Source organism: Streptomyces sp. NPDC058773 (genome assembly GCF_042746015.1).
Taxonomy (GTDB): Bacteria; Actinomycetota; Actinomycetes; order Streptomycetales; family Streptomycetaceae; genus Streptomyces.
Genome location: NZ_JBHYPE010000012.1, coordinates 145,319 through 160,134, shown reverse-complemented (window position 1 = coordinate 160,134; position 14,816 = coordinate 145,319). Strand labels below are relative to the sequence as shown.

The following is a 14,816-nucleotide window of genomic DNA, read 5'->3' as shown; positions in this document are numbered from 1 at the left end:
ACCGCCGCTCCGGGCACTACCGCAGCGCCTGGCGCTGCTGCCACTTCAGGAGCTGCCGCCGCACTTGCCGCTACTGCCCTCCAGGGGCTCCGGACACTCTCGGGCGCCCCAGGGCGCTCCTGGCGATCTCAGGCCGTCAGCCCTCAGGTCGTCAGCCTTCAGCCAGAACGAACGTCGTACGGGCCGACTCCAGCCCCGGCACCTTGGCCTCGATCTCGTACTTGCCGGAAGGCACCATGGCCGAACTCGGCGTGGCGCACTGCGGACCGCTGGCCCGACGGTCCCACTCGATGGTGCGCTGCACCGACCCCTTGGCCGGAACCTTCAGCAGCGCGGGCGCGGTGCCCGACGGGCAGTCGTTCGAGGCCCACACCCGCTCGTCCCCCGCGGCGTCGCTGATGGTGAGCACCGTGGCCTTCTGCCCGAGGTCCACCTTGCAGGCCGCCCCGGCCGCATTCTCAACCGTCAGCTCGAACTTCGGCCGCGCGCCCGGCGCGTACGAATGCTTGACGCTGCGCAGATCCAACTCCGCCTTGCCGGAAACGCAGTTGGGAAGCGGAGACCCGGCCTCGACGGCGTTCTTACCGGAGCCCTGCCCGATCGGCCCGCTCCCGGAACCGGAACCACCGGAGTCCGGGTCACCTCCGGACTCACCACCGCCCGCGGCACCCGCGCCACCGGAACCGGAGCCCGACCCTCCGTCGCCCTCACCCGACTCATCGCGCCCACCCGGCTTTTGGCCGTTCGCCGGTCCGCTCCCGGAGGGCCCTGGCGTGATGGACTCCGCGGGGCCCTTGCCGTGCGACCCCTTGCCCTCATCGTCACTCTTGCCGACGACCCCGCCCCAGCTCAGCGCCCACACCACCAAGAGGGCGAGCAGGGCGACGATGGCCAGCGCAACAGCCCTCCGCCGCCAGTAAATGGAGGAGGGAAGCGGCCCGATCGGATTGCGCAGTGATCCCACGCGGAAACTCTACGAGAGATCGGCCCCCGCATCGGCCAGTACCCGCCGCATCCGGCTGCAACTTTTCCCATGATCAGCCCGGATCCGAGCCCGCCCCCGCGTTTCCGGCCCTAACGCCCCTGATCCACCGTTAACTCTCGATCTGCTCCACTCCACCCACACTTCCACCACATCCCCCTTGCCGATCACCGGTCACGCCCCACAACCGTCAGCCCCCACAAGGTCGTTGATCATGAACCCCAGCCCCGCCGGCCCCCACCCCGACCTCGGCCTCGACCCCGAACTCGCCCCCGAGCTCGACCCGACCTCCCCTCGGCCCAGACCTCCCCGACGATCGCCGCGCCCCACCACCGGACCACGGTCACCGCCCCGACCACTCCTGCTTGTGACCGAAGCCCTGCCCGTTGTCGATCAAGCGCAGCCAGTCGGGGCGCAGTTCCCACAGCGTGGTCCGCTCCAGGGCGGCGCGCAGCCGGTCGCTCGCCGCGACGAACGGAAAGCGTTCGACATAGACCTGCCAGCCGGCCGCCCGCTCGTCACCGGTCAGCGGTCGGCAGCGCCCCCGCCCCTGCAGCCCCGTCAGGCCGCTCCACTCCTGACCGTCCCGCTGCGCCGTGAACGCGACCCGCGCACCGGGCTTCGCGAGCGCCCGCCCATGCCGCGTCGTGGTCGCGGTGACGAAATACAGCGCGGGCCCGGCACCGCCCGCTCCGCCCCCCACGCACAGCGCCCCGCCATCACCCACACCGGACCCCTCGCCGGGCCCCCCACCAGCCTTCGCCCCGCTCTCCGCTCCACCTTCCGCATCGGTCGCGTACAGCACCGCGCACGCCTGCGGCCCGTCCTCGTCCACGTACGCGAGCGTCATCGTCGTGTGCGCGGCCAGCGCACGCCGGATCGCTGCCGGGCAGGCCTGACCCCCGACCCCCTCCGCGCCGCCCGCCCCCGCGGCGACTGCCGGTGGCGCGCCGCCGCCCGCCCCCTCCGCACGGCCCGGCCCAGCCGCGCCACCCGGGCCCGCAGCATCGCCGGGCTCCGCCGCACCGCCGAGCCCGGCAGCACCCCCCGCCCTCGTCGCCTCGCCCGCGCCTTCCGGTTCGTTCATCTCCTTCGCCATGCCCGCATCCTTGCTTGCCGCCTCCTTCTATTCCAGCAACGATTACTGAGAGTAGTCAGTTCCCGCCGGGGCGTGTGCGGGGGTGCCTCGCGCCGCGCGCCTCTCCCTCTCCATACCCCCCAGCAGCCACCCCCCAAGACCCCCCGGCCGTCCTGCGTGTGGGTGGGTGTGCGGCGGGGCGGGCCCGGTGCGTTTCCCGGGGGGCGTCGGACGTGCCAGGATCGGCGGTGCCATGACTTCGACGCCTGTCACCACTACTGCCACGACCGCCGCCGCCGAGACCGCTTCCGCCGCCGACGCGGCCGCGGAAGCCGCCGACGGGACCGCGCTGCACGGCCCGGTCACCGACTGGTTCGACGAGCACGCCCGCGATCTGCCCTGGCGCCGCCCCGAAGCGGGCGCCTGGGGCGTGATGGTGAGCGAGTTCATGCTGCAGCAGACCCCGGTCAGCAGAGTGCTGCCGGTGTACGAGCAGTGGCTGGCCCGCTGGCCGCGCCCCGCCGACCTGGCCGCCGAGGCGCCGGGGGAGGCGGTCCGGGCCTGGGGCCGGCTCGGCTATCCGCGGCGCGCCCTGCGGCTGCACGCCGCCGCGTCCGCGATACAGGAGCGGCACGGCGGCGACGTACCACGTGAGCACGGCCAGTTGCTGGCGCTGCCCGGCGTAGGGGAGTACACCGCCGCCGCGGTGGCGTCCTTCGCGTACGGGCAGCGGCACGCCGTGCTGGACACCAATGTGCGCCGGGTGTTCGCCCGCGCGGTGGCCGGCCGGCAGTACCCGCCGAACGCCACCACTGCGGCGGAACGCAAGCTGGCCCGTGCGCTGCTGCCCGAGGACGAGCAGCTGGCGGCGCGCTGGGCGGCGGCGACGATGGAGCTGGGTGCGCTGTTGTGCACGGCGCGTGCTCCGGAGTGCCACCGTTGTCCGATCGCGGCGCAGTGCGCCTGGCGGCAGGCCGGGTCTCCGGCGCACGACGGTCCGCCGCGGCGTACCCAGTCGTACGCCGGGACCGACCGGCAGGTGCGCGGCAAGCTGCTGGCCGTGCTGCGTGAGGCGGTCGCGCCGGTGCCGCAGCAGGTGCTGGACGCGGTGTGGGACGAGCCGGTGCAGCGGGCACGGGCGCTGGACGGGCTGGTGTCGGACGGGCTGGTCGAGCCGCTGGGCGGGGGCCGGTACCGGTTGCCGCTGACGTAGCGGGGCTGTCACACAGGCGGGAAGGAGGAGGCGCGGTCGCTTCGGCGGCCGCGCCTCTTGCCGTTGACGTGACACGGCCGTCGCACGGGCGCGATCGAGGAGGCGCGGCTGCTGCGGCGGCCGCGCCTCTTGCTGCTGACGCTATGCGGCCGTCACGGGGGCCGGATCGAAAAGGCGAGGTCACGTCGGCAGCCGCGGCTCTTGCCGTTGCCGTGCCACGGCCGTCACGAACGCCGGATCGAGAAGGCACGGCCGCCTCGGCGGCCGCGCCTCCTGGCGTGACGGTCCTCGGTCTGATTGGTTGTCACCTTTCGGGCAGCATGACCGAAAGGTGACTCGATCCGGCCTGAAGAAGGCTCTCGTCGGGCGTGGTTGCCGTCGTGGTCGTGGCCGATAGGTCTTGCGGCGGGGGCGTTTCTCCCCCCGGAGTATGACGTCCGCGGGCCCCCTGTCCGTCCGAGGTATGACCCCAGGCGCGCTGTTACACAACCGAGGGTTTTCCGTGCATTCGCTGTGGGGCCGACGCACATTACGTCGCAACACCCTCTCCGTAGCGTCTTCCTCGTGCTGGAGATGACCATCAGCACGGTCAACGTGGGGAAGCGCAAGCGGATCGGAGGCGTCGAGATGGCGACCAGCGGCGGCAAGGTACTGGACTTCGAAGAGTACGTTCGTACGCGGCAGGAGGCACTGCTGCGGAGCGCCCGGCGCCTCGTGCCCGATCCGGTCGACGCGCAGGATCTGCTGCAGACGGCCCTGGTCCGTACGTACGGCCGCTGGGACGGCATCGCGGACAAGTCGCTGGCCGACGCCTACCTCCGCCGCGTCATGATCAACACGCGGACGGAGTGGTGGCGGGCGCGCAAGCTGGAGGAGGTGCCCACCGAGCAGCTTCCGGACGCGAGTGTGGACGACGGCACCGAGCAGCGCGCCGACCGTGCGCTGCTGATGGACATCCTCGGGGTGCTGGCGCCCAAGCAGCGCAGCGTCGTGGTGCTGCGGCACTGGGAGCAGATGAGCACGGAGGAGACCGCGGCGGCGCTCGGGATGTCGACGGGGACCGTCAAGAGCACGCTGCACCGTGCGCTGGCGCGGCTGCGCCAGGAGCTGCAGATGCGCGACATCGACGCGCGCATACTGGAGCGCGGCGAGCGGGAGCGGGAGCGGTGCGCGGCCTGACGGGTCACGCACGGCGCGCGGCACCCGGCACGACGCGACGGTACGTGGCGCACGGCACGACGCGACGGCACGCGGCGCTCGGCGCAGCGCTGCGGCGTACGGCGCCCCGCACGGTACGACGGCATGCGGCACACGGCGTCACATGCGACATAACCCCAAATACCACAAGAAAAATATCCTTACCGGTGAAAACGGGCAGAACGACGGGCGCCTTACGGCTCCGGGCTCGACGCGCGACAATCACTTCAGGAACAGCAGCGGGATCAGCGGCTGTGCGAGCAGCACGGTGAGCGGGAGCGGATTGTCCAGGAACAGGTTGACCAGCAGCGGGTTGACCAGAGGCGGAGCGGTCACGGCAGGCGTGGCCGCCGTCGGCCTTTTGCTGGCCGGATGCAATCCGGGGGGCGAGGGCGTGCGCAGCGAGGGCTCCGCGAGCGGCAGCCCCGTACCCCCCAAGGGCCCGGTGCGCAGCTCTCCCAGCCCGGCCTCGACCGCGGACTACAAGAAGGTCGACGCGGTCCAGCTGCTGAAGGGCGACCCGAAGGTCGGTCCGTTCGTGAAGAAGTCCCTCGCCAAGCCGTGCGCCGCGGACGAGTACCCGGTCGAGGTGACCTATGCGTCGCTCACCGGCGGCAAGTCCCCCGATGTCATCATCAACGTGATGACCTGCGCGGATTCCGTCGGGATCGGCTCGTACGTCTTTCGCAAGCGCGGCGGTGCGAAGGGCGGGTATGAAAACGTGTACACGAACGAGCAGCCGTCGGTGTCCGCGGCGGTCAACAAGGGCGAGCTGGAAGTCTCCAAGCAGACCTACGACACCGACGACAAGGTGTGCTGCCCCTCCGGTGAGGACGTGATGCCCTACCGCTGGGAGGGCGGCCGCTTCGTCGAGCACGACGGCTATCACACCGACTACAGCAAGACCACCGTCGACGGCGACACGCCGGACGACGGCTCGGGATCGGAGGGTTGAGACAACCGCATGGCCGAGACCCATGTCCTCTTCGTCGAGGACGACGACGTCATCCGCGAGGCCACCCAGCTCGCGCTGGAGCGGGACGGCTTCGTGGTCACCGCGATGCCCGACGGGCTCGCGGGGCTGGAGGCGTTCCGGGCCAACCGTCCCGACATCGCGCTGCTCGATGTGATGGTGCCGGGGCTCGACGGGGTGAGCCTGTGCCGGCGGATCCGGGATGAGTCGACGGTGCCCGTGATCATGCTGTCGGCGCGTGCCGACTCGATCGATGTGGTGCTCGGCCTGGAGGCCGGTGCCGACGACTACGTCACCAAGCCGTTCGACGGTGCGGTGCTGGTCGCGCGGATACGGGCGGTGCTGCGCCGGTTCGGTCATGCCAGCGGCCCGGACCGGGCGGGCTCGGCGGCGGCCGATGCGGACGATCCCGCGGAGGCGGTGCTGCGCTTCGGTGATCTGGAGGTCGACACCGAGGGCATGGAGGTGCGCAAGGACGGCCGGAACGTCGCGCTGACGCCCACCGAGATGCGGCTGCTGCTGGAGTTCTCCAACGCGCCGGGCACGGTTCTCTCGCGCGACCGGCTGCTGGAGCGGGTCTGGGACTACGGCTGGGGCGGTGACACCCGGGTGGTGGACGTCCATGTCCAGCGGCTGCGCGGCAAGATCGGCCAGGACCGGATCGAGACGGTCCGCGGCTTCGGATACAAACTGAGAGGCTGACACCTCCGTTGGTCAGACTGGCCCTGCGGACGGGCCTGAGATGGAAGCTCAGCGCCGCGATCGCGCTCGTGGGAGCGCTGGTCGCGATCGCGCTGAGCCTTGTCGTGCACAACGCCGCCCGGCATTCCATGCTCGACAACAGCCGGGATGTGCAGATCGAGCGGCTCAATTTCACGCAGAAGATCTTCGAGTCCACCAACCGGCTCCAGTTCGGCGCGAAGATCGACGATCCGGCGCTGCCGCAGGCGCTGCGTGACGAGGTGGCCAAGAACAAGCGCGCCACCTACCTGCAGGACACCGGGCAGACCGCCCCCGAGGTGTGGGCCGCCGCGCCGCTCAGCAACAGGCGGGTGCTGTCCATCCACGACCGCTTCCCGGACCGGTTCGCCGTGCTGGACGATCTGGACCAGGCGCTGGTGATCGGCTCGACGGCGGTGGTGGTCGGCGGCTGTGCGCTGGGGGTGCTGGTCGGCGGTCGGCTGTCGAAGCGGCTGCGGAAGGCGGCCGCGGCGGCCGGGAAGCTGGCGGACGGCGACACCGCGGTCCGTATCCGCGACGAGGTCGGCACCGGCCGGGTGCGGGACGAGACCGATGATCTGGCGTGGGCGGTGGACGCCATGTCGGACGCGCTCCAGGAGCGTATCGAGGCGGAGCGGCGGGTCACCGCCGATATCGCGCACGAGCTGCGCACCCCGGTGACGGGGCTGCTGACCGCGGCCGAGCTGCTGCCGCCCGGCCGGCCCTCGGAGCTGGTACGCGACCGGGCGCAGGCGCTGCGCACGCTGGTCGAGGACGTGCTGGAGGTGGCCCGGCTCGACGGCCATGCGGAGCGGGCGGAGCTGCAGGACGTGGTGCTCGGGGAGTTCGTCACCCGCCGGGTGCGTGCCCTGGGCCAGGACATCGTCATCGATGTCGTACGGGACGCCGATGTCACCACCGATCCGCGGCGGCTGGAGCGGATTCTCGGCAATCTGATCGCCAATGCCGCCCGGCACGGCAAGCCGCCGATCGAAGTGACCGTCGAGGGCCGGGTGCTGCGGGTGCGCGACCACGGTGCGGGTTTCCCCGAGGCGTTGTTGCGGGAGGGCCCGAGCCGCTTCCGTACGGGCAGCAGCGACCGGGCCGGCCGTGGCCACGGGCTGGGGCTGACGATCGCGGCCGGTCAGGCCCGGGTGCTGGGCGCCCGGCTCACGTTCCGCAACGCGGATGAGTTGACCGACGGTTCGACGGGGGCCGTGTCCGTCCTGTGGCTGCCGGAGAATGCGCCGACGAATACGGGGAGCTTTCCGGTGATTCAGTTGCCGGATCGGTAGTCGCGCCGTTCGCTGCGCTCGGTGGGGCTTCCCGCGTTGTCGGGCTTCCCGCCGTGGGGCTTGCCCGTTGCCGGTCGGCGGATCGCCCCGCGTTGTCGGCTCTCCCACCATGGCGCCTGCGGCGGGCCGGTGCCGCTGCGCGGGGCCGGTCGGCTGCGGGGCCGGGCCTCCGGACTTCGTCCTGCGGTCCGGCCCCTCCCCGTTGTGGGGATGGAAATGGGCCGGTGGGGGTGCACGTGATTGCTCGTGTGCACCCCCACCGGCCTTTCGGGGTCAGGTCAGACGGCCTCCATCACCGCTGCCCGGTCCGCCGGGGTGTCCTCGCCCTGTGGGCGTTCTGCGGGGGTGGTGGGGGCGCCGCGCAGCGGCACCTCCTTGAGGAACCAGGCCGCGGCGAAGCCGATGATGCTGACCAGTGCGCCCCACAGGAAGACGTGGTGGGTGCCGGTGGCGACCGCGTGCGCGTAGGCGTCCTTGATCATCGGCGGGAGCTGGGCCAGGCCCTTCGGGTCCATCTGGGCGCCGCCGCTGGTCATCTTCTCGCCCGCCGCGCCGATCCGCTCGGCCATCGTCGTCTGCACCTGGTGGGTGAAGATCGCGCCGAAGATCGCGACGCCGAAGGAGCCGCCGATCGTACGGAAGAGGGTGGCCGAGGAGGAGCCGACGCCCATGTCCTTCATCTCGACGCTGTTCTGGGCGATCAGCATCGTGCTCTGCATCAGGAAGCCCATACCGGCGCCGAGCACCGCCATGTAGAGGCCCGAGGTGACGCGGGTGGTGCCGGTGTCCATCAGGGACAGCAGGGCCAGGCCCGCGGTGATCAGTGCCCCGCCGGCCACGACGAAGATCTTGTACTTGCCGGTCGTGGTGGTGACCCGCCCGGCGATCAGCGACACGGCCATCATGGACAGCAGCATCGGGAGCAGCAGCAGCCCCGAGTTGGTGGCCGAGGCGCCCTGCACGGACTGCTGGAAGAGCGGCAGGAAGGTCATCGACCCGAACATCACGAAGCCGACCAGGAAGCCGATCAGCGTGATCAGCGAGAAGTTGCCGTTGCGGAAGATGTGCAGCGGCAGGACCGGTTCGCTGACCTTGCGCTCCACCACCAGGAAGAGGGCGAGCGCGACCACGCCGAGCACGCCGAGGCCGATGATCTGGCCGGACAGCCAGTCGTACTCGGTGCCGCCCCAGGTGGTGATCAGTACGAGTGCGGTGATGCCGACGGTGAGCAGCACGGCGCCGACGTAGTCGATCCGGGTCTGCGACCGCTTCTTGGGCAGATGCAGGACGGCGGTGACCATGATCAGTGCGATCGCGCCGAGCGGCAGGTTGATGTAGAAGCTCCAGCGCCAGCCGAGGTGGTCGGTGATGCTGCCGCCGACGAGCGGCCCGCCGATCATGGCGACGGCCATGACGCCGGCCATCATGCCCTGGTACTTGCCGCGCTCCCGCGGCGGGATCAGGTCGCCCATGATCGCCATGACGCCGACCATCAGCCCGCCCGCACCCAGGCCCTGGACGGCGCGGAAGCCGATCAGCTGCCCCATGTCCTGTGCCATGCCGGACAGCGCGGAGCCGATCAGGAAGAGCACGATGGACGTCAGGAAGACGCCCTTGCGCCCGTACATGTCGCCGAGCTTGCCCCAGATCGGTGTGGAGGCCGCCGTGGCGAGGGTGTAGGCGGTGACGACCCAGGACAGGTGGTCCATTCCGCCGAGTTCACCGACGATGGTCGGCATCGCGGTGCCGACGATCATGTTGTCCAGCATCGCGAGCAACATCGCGATCATCAGTGCGAAGAGCACCACCCGCACACTGGCGGGCTGCTTCTCCGGGGCCGCGCCCGGTTTTCCCTGGCCCGCCGCCGGTTTTTCCAGCACGGCCGATGCCTGTCCGTCCCCCGTCGGGGTCGCATGCTGCGACTTCCCCATCACTCACTCCTACTTACTTGCCGCCCGGCTAGTTCGCTACCGTGAGGAAGGTAGGCGAGCAACTAGCCGGGCGTCAAGTAAGTTTCTCTGGAGCCCCACGGGGCAGCCCTCTGACCAGTACCGACGACGCAGGAGAGAGCACCATGAGCACACAGGCGCGCAGGGGAAACACCCGCCAGCGCATCCAGGACGTCGCTCTGGAGCTGTTCTCCGAACGGGGCTACGAGAAGACCTCGCTACGGGAGATCGCCGAGAAGCTCGAGGTCACGAAGGCGGCGCTGTACTACCACTTCAAGACGAAGGAAGACATCGTCATCGGCCTGTTCCAGGACCTGGGCCGGCCCATCGACGAGCTGATCGCCTGGGCCGAGGGGCAGCCGCGGACGCTGGAGACCAAGCAGGAGCTGATCCGCCGCTACAGCGAGTCACTGCGCTCGGCGGAGCCCCTCTTCCGTTTCATGCAGGAGAACCAGGCCGCGGTGCGGGACCTGAGCATCGGCGAGCACTTCAGGTCGCGGATGCTGACCCTCTTCGGGCTGCTCAGGGAGCCCGAGTCGGAGCTGACGGATCAGGTGCGCTGCCTCACCGCGCTGTTCTCCATGCACGCGGGCATGTTCGCGATGCAGAATCTGAAGGGCGACCCCGAGGAGAAGCGCAAGGCCATCCTCGAGGTCGCCACTGAACTGGTCACGGCGGCAAACCCGCCGAACCGCCGGCCAGCCCGGCCGGATTCAGCTCAGACGGCGTCGCCGTGAGCCCGCAGGAATCCGGTCGGCTCGATGCCCGTCCCGTAGTCAGGACCGGTACGGACCTCGAAGTGCAGGTGGGGGCCGGTGGAGTTACCGGTGCTGCCGGACAGGCCGATGTTCTGGCCGGTGCCGACCTGCTGCCCGACGTTCACGTTGATCTGTGACAGGTGCGCGTACTGGGTGTAGACGCCGTTGGCGTGCTTGACCACGATGGCGTTGCCGTACGCCGGGCCGTCGCCGCCGCCGTAGGGGCCGGCCTTGACGACGGTGCCCTTGTGGACGGACTGGACCGGGGTACCGGTCGGCACGACGAAGTCCTGGCCACTGTGGTTGTGCGACCAGTGGCTGCCGGCCAGACCGAAGGTCGAGCCCAGGGTGTACTTCTCGACCGGCTTGACCCAGGCGTTGGCCTTCTTGGCCGCGTCCTTCTTGGCCTTGGCCGCGGCGGCCTTGGCGTCGGCGGCGGACTTGGCCTGCGCGTCGGCCTGGGCGGTCACGGTCGAACCGACACCCGAGGTGAGGTTCTGCAGACCCGCGTCGGCGGCGGTGGCAATACCGGCGCCCAGGGCGGCGGTAACGCCGACACCGGCGGCGACAACGGCGACGCGATTGCGCAGCGCGGACTTCTTGGCATTACGGAGAGCGGCGAACTTCGACATGCGGGTTTTTCCTCCAGTGAATTGATTGGTTTCCCGGCTGCGGACCGGGATCGCCATTCCTTGGTAACCCGCCTCCGCCGCCCCGCCAAGCGGCCTTTCTACTAACCCGGCCCGTACGGGATGCCGGGTGAGCGACGCCCTTGCGTGCCCCTCGCAGCTCCGTACGAAACCCCCGAAAACGGACATCTTGCAGTCCCGTGCGATCCGGCCGCACACCCCTTGAACAGGCCTTTTCACCATGGGCCGCACGGGGTGCACCTCGCCCCCGCCGCACGAGGGGCGCCACCCCCGACCGGGCCCCGGAAAACCCCCGTACCGCCGCGGCGCACATCCCCTAATTCTTTTAGTAGGGCCGGAATCGGCTGTGTGCCATGTCACCGATAATCAAGATCCAACGCCTTTCCGCACCCCTTTCGAGGGACGGATTCCGGGTCGCGGAGCCTCGCCGTGCGTGCAGTCCGGAGATTTGTGACCTGGCTTACCCGCCTTTTGTGGCATGGATTACCCGGCATTTGTGACGCGGGTTACCCGGGCTTTGTGACCCGGGTTACCCGAGTCCGCAAAATGTCCGAATTAACCGTGAATCGAGCCCGGAAATCCGTGACCGCCGCCACACCGCCGCACCGCCGCGCGTCCCGTGTGGCCCGCACGAACCTGGCCGGTCCGCACCCGACGCCCCGGCGGCCGCTCTAGCCTGGCCCGACGGCAGCATCGGCCACGGGGGAGGACGGACCAGAACATGGACCCGTCAGCAGTGGGTGTCCGGCTCGCCTCCGGCGCGGTCGCACCGCTGGTCAGGAAGCTCTTCGTCAAGGACGGGCCGGGCGCGGGCCTGGTGGCGAAGCCGGTACGGATCTCCGGGCTGGTCAGCTTCACGGGCGAACGGCGGACGCTGTCCGACCGGGACCTGCACAAGGTCGCGGCGGAGCTGGTGGCCCGAGCCGTACGGACCGCCGGGCCCGGCGAGCGCCCCGTGGGCGAGGACGAGGAGCGGGCGGTGGCCGAGGCCCTGGCCACCACGCTGCGCGGCCTGGGCAACCTCGACATGGACGACGTACAGGCCGTCCGCCTGGGCTCCACCGCGCTCGCCGAAAGCCTGGCGGCGGCGAGCCCGGACGCCGTCCGCGGCCTCTCCCGGGACGGCGAGCAGCTGCACGCCACCCTGCTCGGCATCGCCTGCCTGCACATCGTGCACTTCTTCACTCAGCGGTCGACGTTCGTCGCCCGCACCCTGGTCCAGCAGAGCCGCAGCCTGGACAGCCTGATCACGCTCATCGACGAGTTCCTCGAACGCCATCCGTCCCCACGGGCCGCGGACGCCGCGTTCGAGCGCCGCTATCTCGCGTACATCGCCCGCAAACACGGCCGGCTGACCATCTACGGCATCGATCTCACCCACTCCCCGGACCGCTGGCCGCTGGACGCGGCGTACATGAGTCTGGAGGCGACGGCACCCGCGACGCGCGAGGCCGCCGTCGGCCCCTTCGACGCGGAGACCGGCCCCCGGGGAGGGCCGCCGGCCCCGGCGCCCCTCCCCGCCGACCAGGCGCTGGCCGGCCGCGACCGGGTACTCCTGCGCGGCGTCGCCGGCTCCGGCAAGAGCACCCTCGTCCAGTGGCTGGCCGTCTCCTGCACCAAGGCCCCCGGTGAGACGGCCCTCCCCCACCTCTACGGGCGCATCCCGTTCGTCCTGCCGCTGCGCACCCTCGCCCGCGACGGTGCGCCGCTGCCCGCTCCCGGCCGCTTCCTGGCGGCCGTCGGCTGCCCCGTGTCCGGCGCGCAGCCCGAGGGCTGGGCGGACCGCGTCCTGGCCTCCGGGCGGGCGCTGCTGCTGGTCGACGGCCTGGACGAGATCCCCGAGCGGGAGCGCGAGGCCACCCGCCGCTGGCTGCGCGATCTGACCGACGCCTTCCCGGACAACCTGTGGCTGGTCACCTCCCGCCCCTCCGCGGTCCGCGACGACTGGCTCGCCGCGGACGGCTTCGGCGAGCTGACGCTGTCCGCCATGAGCCGCACCGAGGTCGCCGCGTTCATCGGCCGCTGGCACGCCGCGGCCCGCTGCGACGCCGACGACCCCGCGCACCTCGACGCCTATGAGCAGTCGCTGCTGGCCGCCGTGCACACCAAACAGGACCTCGCCCGGCTCGCCACCAACCCCCTCATGTGCGGCCTGATCTGCGCACTGCACCGGGACCGCCGCGGCTATCTGCCCACCGGCCGCAAGGAGTTGTACGACGCCGCCCTCGGCATGCTGCTCTCCCGCCGCGACCAGGAACGCGACATGGCCGCGCCCACCGGGATCGAGCTGAGCGACGAGCCGCAGATCCAGCTCCTGCAGCGGCTGGCCTACTGGCTGATCCGCAACGGGCGCAGCGAACTCGACCGGGAGCGCGCCGAACGCATTCTCGGCGAGGCGCTCCCGGCCGTGCCCGCCGCGGCCGAGCAGGGTGACGCGACGGCCATTTTCCGCCATCTGCTGCTGCGCAGCGGCCTGCTGCGCGAACCGGCCCCCGGCACCGTCGACTTCGTCCACCGCACCTTCCAGGACTACCTCGGCGCCAAGGCGGCCGTGGAGGACGGCGACTTCGGGCTGCTGGTGGCGCAGTCGGCGGACTCCCAGTGGGAGGACGTGATCCGGATGGCGGTGGCCCATGCGCGGCCGCGGGAGCGGGTGGAGCTCCTGCGAGGGCTGCTGGCACGCGGCCACGAGATCGCCGACCGCCCCACACGGCTGCGTGTCGACCTGCTCGCCATGGCCTGTCTGGAGCACGCGACGGAGGTCGATCCGCGAGTGCGGGATGAGGTGAACGAGCGGGCGCGGGGGATTCTGCCGCCGCGCAGCCGCGAGGAATCGACGCTGCTGGCCGAGGTGGGGCCGCTCGTACTGGAACTGCTGCCCGGGCCGGAGGGGCTGGCGGACGATGAGGCGCAGGAAGTGGTGGCGACTGCGGGGCTCATTGGGTCGGACGCGGGGCTGGAGGTGATGAAGCGTTTTCGGGATCACCCGGCAGTCGGAGCTCGCCACCAACTCGCCTCGTCATGGCCGCAATTCGATACCGAAGCGTATGCCCGGGAGGTTCTCCGGCATCTCGACGCCGACGTGACCCTCACCGCGAAATCCCTCGCCGAACTGCACGCGCTCCGGGCACTCGGTCGGCCGCGCGTCTCGGTGAGCGGCCCCTTCACGGCTGCCGAACTCCTCGGCGCGTTACCTCTCGACCGGATCGAAAGCCTGAACATCACGGAGAACCCGGAGATCGCCGATCTCGCTTTCCTCCGTGAGTTCCCCGCGCTGAAGTGGCTGACGCTCTGGGACTGCCCGGCGGTCGAAAGCGTTGCCCCGCTCGCGGACCTTCGCCTCCGCACTCTGGGCGTCTCCGGACCGCCCAAGAAGACCCTGCCGTTTCCGCACGGGCTGCATCGCCTGCGTCACCTCCACTCCCTGCTGCTCCACTGCACACTTCCGCCGCACGGCTTTGCAGTGCTCCCGGTGAATGCTCCCTTGCGCGTCATGGCCCTCACCCAGCCCGTTGGCGCCGAATTCGACGGGATCACCCGCTGGCCGCGGATGCAGAGCATCCAACTTCCTCGTCTCACCCATGACTTCGGCGCGGCCGAATGGCGTGCGCTGGCGTCACTGAGCGAACTGGAGAATTTCTCGTTCGGCCTGTCGGAAGAAGGCGTCCCCGTACACCTGCCGGCCGGCCTGCAGCTTCCGCAGGTGAAAACGCTCAGCATCCTCAACCCGGCGCGCCTTCCGGTATCCGAGCTGAGCCGGCTGCTGAGCGCGGCCGTCCCGGCCTTCCCAGGTGTCCGAAAACTCCAGCTCTACGGCGTCACCGCAGGCTCCATCGACCTGTCCTCCGCGTCACTCCTGCCAGAACTGCAGGAGGTCTATCTCTCCGGCGTCCGCCCGGACCCCGCCCACCCCCTCCCCCCACACATCAAACTCACCCGCTACCCCCGCCCCCGCACATAGGCTGGCCGAGAGCGCATCCCCCAACATTCCTCTTCAGCAC

Annotated in this window: 11 protein-coding genes; 7 read left to right on the top strand and 4 right to left on the bottom strand. The window is 70.7% G+C overall.

What is annotated here, in order from left to right; all coding sequences use genetic code 11:
• Positions 1-151: 151 nt before the first annotated feature.
• Positions 152-964, bottom strand: a complete 813-nt coding sequence (locus tag ACFW5B_RS13940; RefSeq protein ID WP_386438175.1) for a hypothetical protein — start codon at positions 962-964, stop codon at positions 152-154.
• A 361-nt stretch (positions 965-1,325) separates the two neighbouring features.
• Positions 1,326-2,081, bottom strand: a complete 756-nt coding sequence (locus ACFW5B_RS13935) for a hypothetical protein (RefSeq protein WP_386438172.1) — start codon at positions 2,079-2,081, stop codon at positions 1,326-1,328.
• A 232-nt stretch (positions 2,082-2,313) separates the two neighbouring features.
• On the opposite strand from ACFW5B_RS13935, the gene ACFW5B_RS13930 reads away from it, so the two are divergent.
• The 5 genes from ACFW5B_RS13930 to cseC all read left to right on the top strand — a co-directional run bounded on the left by ACFW5B_RS13930 (position 2,314) and on the right by cseC (position 7,458).
• Positions 2,314-3,273 (top strand): A/G-specific adenine glycosylase, encoded by a 960-nt coding sequence (locus ACFW5B_RS13930; protein WP_386438169.1) that lies wholly within the window; start codon positions 2,314-2,316, stop codon positions 3,271-3,273.
• 573 nt (positions 3,274-3,846) lie between these two features.
• Positions 3,847-4,452 (top strand): SigE family RNA polymerase sigma factor, encoded by a 606-nt coding sequence (locus ACFW5B_RS13925; protein ID WP_386438283.1) that lies wholly within the window; start codon positions 3,847-3,849, stop codon positions 4,450-4,452.
• Between the two features lie 412 nt (positions 4,453-4,864).
• Complete coding sequence (locus ACFW5B_RS13920) at positions 4,865-5,425, top strand: hypothetical protein (protein ID WP_386438166.1); 561 nt, start codon at positions 4,865-4,867, stop codon at positions 5,423-5,425.
• Positions 5,426-5,434: 9 nt separating this feature from the next.
• Positions 5,435-6,145: a two-component system response regulator CseB gene (cseB, locus tag ACFW5B_RS13915; RefSeq protein ID WP_386438163.1), complete on the top strand. Its 711-nt coding sequence runs from the start codon at positions 5,435-5,437 to the stop codon at positions 6,143-6,145.
• Positions 6,146-6,153: 8 nt separating this feature from the next.
• The gene (cseC, locus tag ACFW5B_RS13910; RefSeq protein WP_386438160.1) at positions 6,154-7,458 is read left to right on the top strand and encodes a two-component system sensor histidine kinase CseC; all 1,305 of its coding nucleotides are present in this window, start codon (positions 6,154-6,156) and stop codon (positions 7,456-7,458) included.
• 278 nt (positions 7,459-7,736) lie between these two features.
• On the opposite strand, the gene ACFW5B_RS13905 is transcribed toward cseC, so the two are convergent.
• Positions 7,737-9,389 carry an MDR family MFS transporter gene (locus tag ACFW5B_RS13905; RefSeq protein WP_386438156.1) on the bottom strand — a complete coding sequence of 551 codons (1,653 nt, stop codon included), beginning with the start codon at positions 9,387-9,389 and terminating at the stop codon, positions 7,737-7,739.
• 143 nt (positions 9,390-9,532) lie between these two features.
• Between ACFW5B_RS13905 and ACFW5B_RS13900 the strand changes: the two genes are divergently transcribed.
• Positions 9,533-10,144 carry a TetR family transcriptional regulator gene (locus tag ACFW5B_RS13900; protein ID WP_386438153.1) on the top strand — a complete coding sequence of 204 codons (612 nt, stop codon included), beginning with the start codon at positions 9,533-9,535 and terminating at the stop codon, positions 10,142-10,144.
• Here the strand turns inward: ACFW5B_RS13900 and ACFW5B_RS13895 are convergent.
• On the bottom strand, positions 10,126-10,797 hold the full coding sequence (locus tag ACFW5B_RS13895) for a M23 family metallopeptidase (protein ID WP_386438150.1): 672 nt from the start codon (positions 10,795-10,797) through the stop codon (positions 10,126-10,128). The two genes, ACFW5B_RS13900 and ACFW5B_RS13895, sit on opposite strands and share 19 nt — an antisense overlap.
• A 739-nt stretch (positions 10,798-11,536) precedes the next feature.
• On the opposite strand from ACFW5B_RS13895, the gene ACFW5B_RS13890 reads away from it, so the two are divergent.
• Positions 11,537-14,776, top strand: a complete 3,240-nt coding sequence (locus ACFW5B_RS13890) for an NACHT domain-containing protein (RefSeq protein ID WP_386438148.1) — start codon at positions 11,537-11,539, stop codon at positions 14,774-14,776.
• Positions 14,777-14,816: the final 40 nt, after the last annotated feature.

Excerpts from the sequence above, each read along its gene's own strand:
- ACFW5B_RS13935 (WP_386438172.1), bottom strand. The coding sequence starts at position 2,081 with ATGGCGAAGGAGATGAACGAACCGGAAGGCGCGGGCGAGGCGACGAGG.
- ACFW5B_RS13930 (WP_386438169.1), top strand. The coding sequence starts at position 2,314 with ATGACTTCGACGCCTGTCACCACTACTGCCACGACCGCCGCCGCCGAG.
- ACFW5B_RS13925 (WP_386438283.1), top strand. The coding sequence starts at position 3,847 with ATGACCATCAGCACGGTCAACGTGGGGAAGCGCAAGCGGATCGGAGGC.
- cseB (WP_386438163.1), top strand. The coding sequence starts at position 5,435 with ATGGCCGAGACCCATGTCCTCTTCGTCGAGGACGACGACGTCATCCGC.
- ACFW5B_RS13905 (WP_386438156.1), bottom strand. The coding sequence starts at position 9,389 with ATGGGGAAGTCGCAGCATGCGACCCCGACGGGGGACGGACAGGCATCG.
- ACFW5B_RS13900 (WP_386438153.1), top strand. The coding sequence starts at position 9,533 with ATGAGCACACAGGCGCGCAGGGGAAACACCCGCCAGCGCATCCAGGAC.
- ACFW5B_RS13895 (WP_386438150.1), bottom strand. The coding sequence starts at position 10,797 with ATGTCGAAGTTCGCCGCTCTCCGTAATGCCAAGAAGTCCGCGCTGCGC.
- ACFW5B_RS13890 (WP_386438148.1), top strand. The coding sequence starts at position 11,537 with ATGGACCCGTCAGCAGTGGGTGTCCGGCTCGCCTCCGGCGCGGTCGCA.